We start from the raw sequence: 6,115 nt of genomic DNA, 5'->3' as shown, positions 1-6,115 counted from the left end.
GCGGTGGCGGATCAGCCGCCGGTGCCACCGGCGGGGGTGGCGGGGGCTGGAGCTCCGGATCGCCGGCCTGCACCGGCGGCGTCGGATCGACCGGCGGATTGTTGACGTCGCCTTCGGACGGCACGGGCACGTGCGGCAATTGGGAAGGCGGCGGCGGCGGCTCGGTTGCCGGAGGTTCGGGCTCGGGCGCCGCCGTCGGTCCGATCCCCGGCGGCGCTGCGGCCGGCGATGTCGGCGTTATCAACGACGAGCGCAGATACCAGTTCTCCGCGCTGCCTGCGGTGACGCCACCCTTGAACAGATAATATTCGAAGGCGCCCGCCGCGACCGGCGCGTCGAGCGCGAAGGCGCTGGCGCTGGAGGTGGCGCCATTGACCGCCTGGACGACCATGATGCCGTCCTGCGTCGTCTCGGCACCCGTGCCGCCGACATTGACCACCCCGATGCCGGTCGAGCCGGAAGCCGTGCCGCCCGACAGCACCAGCCTGTCCGAGGCCGAGGAATCATCGCCGAGTTCCGTCTGGATGAGCAGCAGGCCGCCAAGCCCGGTGTAATTGCCCGAAATCGTCAGCCGATCCGTCGCGCCTGTACTGCCATTGGTCAGGTCGATGCGGCCGGCATTGACGACGTCCGCAAGCTGGCCCGCCGTAAAGGCCTGTATCGACGCGTTGAAGCCGCCGCCATAGAGCGTGCTTGCCGCATCGACGCTGAGCGAGCCCGTGCCGGTGCCGCTGTCTCCCAGCACCAGATTGCCGTCCAGCGTGAGTTCGGTGTCGTTGGTGGCGTCGATGCTCTCCCAGTTCTGCACCCGGCTGATGCCTTTGAGCTTGACGTTGTCGAAACTCAGCGTGTCGGTGCCGAGGCCACCATTCAGCGCGTCGGCGCCGCCCATATTGGAATTGGTCAGGTTGCTCAGCTTTGCCGTGTCGTTGTCGGCGCCGAGGTCGACGGCGCCATAGATGATGCCGCCGCCGTCCCAGACGAAACTGTCGGCGCCGAAGCTCATCAGCACGTCGCCGCCGACCGTGCCGCCGGTAATCGTCACGCTGTCATTGCCGCCGCTGACACTGATGTTGCCGCCGATCGTGCCGCCCGAAAGGATGATCGTGTCCTTGTCGAAGCCGGTGACCAGGTTGCGGTCGATGGTGCCGCCGGACATGTTGAAGTAGTTCTGGTCGAGCTTCATGTTGACGCGGCCGATGCGGCCGCCCGTCATCACCGCATGGTCGCCGTCGTCGAAGAAATCGACGATGCGTCCGTCCGTCATGGTGAAGGTGTCGAGGCCATCACCCTGGTTAAGTGAACCGATCTGGCCGCCGCTTATGTTGAAGTCGTCTATGCCCGAGCCTTGCTGCACATTGCCGATGACGGTGCCAGCGCCGATGGTGAAGAAATCGGCGCCACCGCCCTGGTCGACCGTGCCGGTGATGGTACCGGATTGCATGTCGATGCGATCCGAACCAACGCCGAAGGTGACATTGCCGCTCACCTGGCCGGTGCCGCCGGCGGGAAAGGTGAGCGTGTTGTCGCCGTTCAGATCGTTGAGGCTCCCGCCCGAATCGCCGCTGTCGCAGATGAAGGTGTCGTTTCCGGCGGTCGGAACGAGCAGGCATGCGGCGAAGGCGGCGGAATTGGGCAGCAACGCCAGCGACGTCGCGGCAAAAACGCCAAGCATTCGAGGAAGAAACATCACCGGCATATGCCGTTTCAGAACAACTAATTTAGCGATGTCTTCCGAATCGCCATTCGGAAGCCTGTTTTCAAAGCGCCGCACCGCGTCCCTCCAAGATTCGCGATTGCAAGCCCCCACCCTACGCCGCAATGAAGACACAATTCGTTCCGTTTTACAAAGCCTAATCTGCCCGTCATGGTTGATGAACTGGAAAACGGGCCGGACAGAGCTGTGCTTTGATTGAGCCAGAATTGGTGCTTGGCGTGCGTCTCGCCAACCCTCCAAAGCGTGTTGGTGGCGGCGCGTACGCTGGCGCGGCCACACAGCCCGCCGTCGGCGTTGTTTTCGTGATGCGCGGCCGATTGTCAGAGAATTGACCCGCGGCGGATCTTGGCTTAAAAACTGCCTCGGCCAGATTTTTTCGAGATCCGAAAAAAATAATGGCAAGGGAGGAAAACATGTATCTCGGCCTCGACCTTGGCACGTCCGGCGTCAAGGCGCTGCTGATCGATGCCGAACAGACCGTCATCGGTTCCGGCCATGGCGCGCTCGACGTTTCGCGGCCGCATCCCGGCTGGTCCGAACAGGATCCAGCCCACTGGCTACGCGCCTGCGAAGACGCGATTGCCGAACTGAAGGCCTCCCATCCCTGGCAGTTCGCGGCGGTGAAAGGCATTGGCCTATCCGGTCAGATGCATGGCGCCACCTTGCTCGATGCCTCTGACAAGGTGCTGCGCCCCTGCATTCTGTGGAACGATACGCGCAGCCATGCCGAGGCAGCCGCGCTCGACGCCGATCCGCGGTTTCGCGAGCTGACCGGCAACATCGTCTTTCCCGGTTTCACCGCGCCGAAGCTCGCCTGGGTGAAGAACAACGAACCCGCCATTTTCGCCAAAGTGGCCAAGGTGCTGCTGCCCAAGGATTTCCTGCGGCTGTGGCTGACCGGCGAACATATTTCGGAAATGTCGGACTCGGCTGGCACTTCCTGGCTCGACGTTGGGAAGCGGCGCTGGTCCGCCGACCTGCTCGCGGCCACGTCGCTCGACGAAAAGCACATGCCATCCCTGGTCGAGGGTACGCAGAAGGCCGGTGGGCTGCGCGGCGAGCTGGCGTCGAAATGGGGCGTCGAAGCCGGCATCCCGATTGCCGGCGGCGCCGGCGACAATGCGGCTTCCGCCTGCGGCATGGGCACGGTCCGTGCCGGCCATGCGTTCGTGTCTCTGGGCACGTCAGGCGTGCTGTTTGCCGCCAATGCCTCCTATCTGCCCAACCCGGCAAGCGCGGTCCACACTTTCTGCCATGCGCTGCCTGACACCTGGCATCAGATGGGCGTCATCCTGTCGGCCACCGATTCGCTCAATTGGCTGTCCGAGATTACCGGCAAGGGCGCAGGCGAGTTGACATCGGAACTGGGCGATACACTGAAGGCGCCGACCGGCGTGTCCTTCCTGCCCTATCTCTCGGGCGAGCGCACGCCGCACAATGATTCCGTCATTCGCGGCTCCTTTACCGGACTGGCGCATGAATCGAGCCGCGCCGTCCTGACCCAGGCCGTGCTGGAAGGCGTGGCCTTCGCCTTTCGCGACAGCCTCGAGGCGTTGAAGACTGCGGGCACGAGCTTGATGCGTGTGACGGCGATCGGCGGCGGCTCGCGCTCGCGCTACTGGCTGAAGGCCATCGCCACCGCGCTTCAGCTGCCTGTCGACATTCCCGCCGACGGCGATTTCGGCGCCGCCTTCGGCGCCGCCCGGCTCGGCCTGATCGCAGCGACGGACACTGATCCGCTCGATGTCTGCACGGCGCCGAGGACCGATGCAACGATCGAACCGGATGCCGGCTTGGATGGTGCATTTGCCGATGCCTACCAGCGCTACCGCGGGCTTTATCCGGCGATCAGGGCGGCAACGGCGTGAGCAGGCGCCACGCGCCCCCCTCTGCCCTGCCGGGCATCTCCCCCTCTAGGGGGAAGATCGGCAGCTTTGGCGGCTACGCTAGCCTTGCAAGGCCGGAGGTTGGCGAAGGTATAAAAATCAGCCAATCTCCCCCCTTGAGGGGGAGATGGCCGGCAGGCCAGAGGGGTGCGCCTGGCGCCTACCTTAGCCGTGAAGCCTCACTGCGCCGGCACCTTGTCGAGGAAGCCGGTGATGCTCTTCAGGCGGCCGTTCTCGATGACGCCGATATCGGTGCCTTCGATGATGGACGGTGTGCCCTCCGGGCCGAGGTTCCAGGAAAAGCGGATTTTGTCGGCAAACCCGTCCGGTGTGCCTTTCAGCGAGAAGCGGAAGCCGGCAAAGCGCTGCTGCACGCCGTCGATCAGCGCCGCGACGCCTTCATGGCCGTCGCCCTGCATGATGGGATCGCGATAGCTGACGTCTTCGGTGAAAGTCGCCTTGAGCAGCGCCTGACGGCGCGCGGCGTCGCTCTCGTTCCAGGCGGTGATGTAGCTTTCGGCGATCTTGTTGAGATCGGTCATGATCTGTCTCCTTCGTTGGCTTTGACATGACCCTTTTCACCCAACGGACGAACGGAACCAATTACGCCTGAGGTAATCAGGCGGAGCCATTTCGGAGAGGAAGGAAATCCATGAGCAGCGGCTTTTTCGGCGACATCCAGAAGATCAAATATGAGGGGCCGGACTCGGCCAATCCGCTGGCTTACCGGTTCTACAACCCGGACGAGTTGGTGGCCGGCAAGCGGCTGGAAGACCATCTGCGCTTCGCCGTCGCCTACTGGCATTCCTTCGCCTGGCCGGGCGGCGATCCGTTCGGCGGCCAGACCTTCGATCGGCCGTGGTTCCCCAAGGCCGGCGGCATCGACACGATGGAACTGGCAAAACTGAAAGCAGACGTCGCCTTCGAGATGTTCTCGCTGCTCGGCGCGCCCTATTTCTGCTTCCACGATGCCGACGTGCGGCCCGAAGGCAAGGATTTTTCGGAAAGTTCCGCGCGCCTCGACGAGATCGCGGACTATTTCGCCACCAAGATGAAGCAGACTGGCGTCAAGCTCTTGTGGGGCACGGCGAACCTGTTCTCGCACCGCCGTTTCATGTCGGGTGCCGCGACAAACCCCGATCCGGATGTGTTTGCCTATGCGGCGGCGACGGTGAAGAGCTGCATCGACGTCACCAAGCGGCTGAAGGGCGAGAATTATGTGCTTTGGGGCGGACGGGAGGGCTATGAGACGCTGCTCAACACCGACCTTGCCCGCGAGCAGGAGCAGGCCGGCCGTTTCCTCAACCTCGTCGTCGACTACAAGCACAAAATCGGCTTCAAAGGCACGATCCTGATCGAGCCGAAGCCGCAGGAACCCACAAAACACCAGTACGACTACGATGTCGCGACCGTCTATGGCTTCCTCAAGCGCTTCGGCCTGGAGAAGGAGGTCAAGCTCAACATCGAGCAGGGCCACGCCATCCTCGCCGGCCATTCCTTCGAGCACGAGCTGGCGTTGGCCAATGCGCTCGGCATCTTCGGCTCGATCGACATGAACCGCAACGACTACCAGTCGGGCTGGGACACCGACCAGTTCCCCAACAATGTGCCGGAGATGGCCCTGGCCTATTACCAGGTCCTGCAGGCGGGCGGCTTCAAGACCGGCGGCACCAATTTCGACGCCAAGCTGCGCCGCCAGTCGCTCGATCCGCAGGACCTGCTGATCGGCCATATCGGCGGCATGGATGCCTGCGCGCGCGGCCTGAAGGCAGCCGCCAAGATGGTCGAAGACAAGGCGCTGTCGGCTCCACTCGCCGAGCGCTACGCAGGCTGGAACAGCGGCGAGGCCAAGGCGATGCTTGCCGGCAAGCGCACGCTGGAGGACATCGCCGAGCGCGTGGTGAAGAAGAAGATCGAACCGCAGCCGCGCTCCGGCCGTCAGGAACTGCTCGAAAACATCGTCAACCGCTACGTGTAAGGGATGAAAGGCGGGCGGCGGCTTGTTCAGCCGCCGCTCCGCTTACCCACGCCGCTTCGCGGGGAGAAGTTCCCGGCGTCGCGCTTATTTGCCTGCCGCCCTGTTCGCCATTGAACGGAAAAGGTGCCGGCGGGCGGACGAGGGTGGCGCCGAGACCGGGTGAAAGGGCTTTGCGCCAGTGCGGAATCGACGACAAGGTTTTGCCCACTGACGCCCCTCAATCGCCTCTCTCTTGCCTTCAAACTGCCGTCACGAATCTCCTATAAGAAAGTGCTCGTGGCGGGAGAGGAAGAAGGAGGCGAACCGATATGCAGAACGAACGTGAAATCGACGCCCTGCTCTCAAATGGCGAGGCCGGGTCGATTATCGACCGGCTGATGGCAATGCCGCATCCGAAGGATGGTGCGCGCCGCTCCAACGAATGGGACCGCGCCGTTGCCAGCCGTTTCGAGACCCATCTGGCAAGACAGATGCGCTCGCAGATCGATAGTGGCGGCGACCGGCAGAACGCTGCCTGATCAACCGCTTCCCACC

Annotated in this window: 4 protein-coding genes and 1 pseudogene; 3 read left to right on the top strand and 2 right to left on the bottom strand. The window is 63.6% G+C overall.

Annotation, left to right across the window (positions count from 1 at the left end; genetic code table 11):
* Positions 1–1,690 (bottom strand): annotated as a pseudogene (locus FJ979_RS20090) (autotransporter outer membrane beta-barrel domain-containing protein); the annotation flags it as partial.
* 440 nt (positions 1,691–2,130) lie between these two features.
* On the opposite strand from FJ979_RS20090, the gene xylB reads away from it, so the two are divergent.
* Positions 2,131–3,585 (top strand): xylulokinase, encoded by a 1,455-nt coding sequence (xylB, locus tag FJ979_RS20085; protein ID WP_140517792.1) that lies wholly within the window; start codon positions 2,131–2,133, stop codon positions 3,583–3,585.
* Positions 3,586–3,782: 197 nt separating this feature from the next.
* Here xylB and FJ979_RS20075 read toward each other — a convergent pair whose 3' ends face one another.
* Positions 3,783–4,145 carry a nuclear transport factor 2 family protein gene (locus tag FJ979_RS20075; RefSeq protein ID WP_140525794.1) on the bottom strand — a complete coding sequence of 121 codons (363 nt, stop codon included), beginning with the start codon at positions 4,143–4,145 and terminating at the stop codon, positions 3,783–3,785.
* Positions 4,146–4,255: 110 nt separating this feature from the next.
* Here FJ979_RS20075 and xylA point away from each other — a divergent pair, with 110 nt between their 5' ends.
* Together xylA and FJ979_RS20065 are read left to right on the top strand one after the other, a co-directional pair.
* Positions 4,256–5,581, top strand: a complete 1,326-nt coding sequence (gene xylA / locus FJ979_RS20070) for a xylose isomerase (RefSeq protein WP_140491093.1) — start codon at positions 4,256–4,258, stop codon at positions 5,579–5,581.
* 308 nt (positions 5,582–5,889) lie between these two features.
* Positions 5,890–6,099 carry a hypothetical protein gene (locus FJ979_RS20065; protein WP_140491096.1) on the top strand — a complete coding sequence of 70 codons (210 nt, stop codon included), beginning with the start codon at positions 5,890–5,892 and terminating at the stop codon, positions 6,097–6,099.
* The last annotated feature ends 16 nt before the right edge of the window (positions 6,100–6,115 follow it).

This window comes from Mesorhizobium sp. B1-1-6 (assembly GCF_006443035.1).
In the GTDB taxonomy this organism is placed as follows: Bacteria; Pseudomonadota; Alphaproteobacteria; order Rhizobiales; family Rhizobiaceae; genus Mesorhizobium.
The sequence above is the reverse complement of the archived record's forward strand: the minus strand, read 5'-3'. Positions and strand labels throughout refer to the sequence as shown.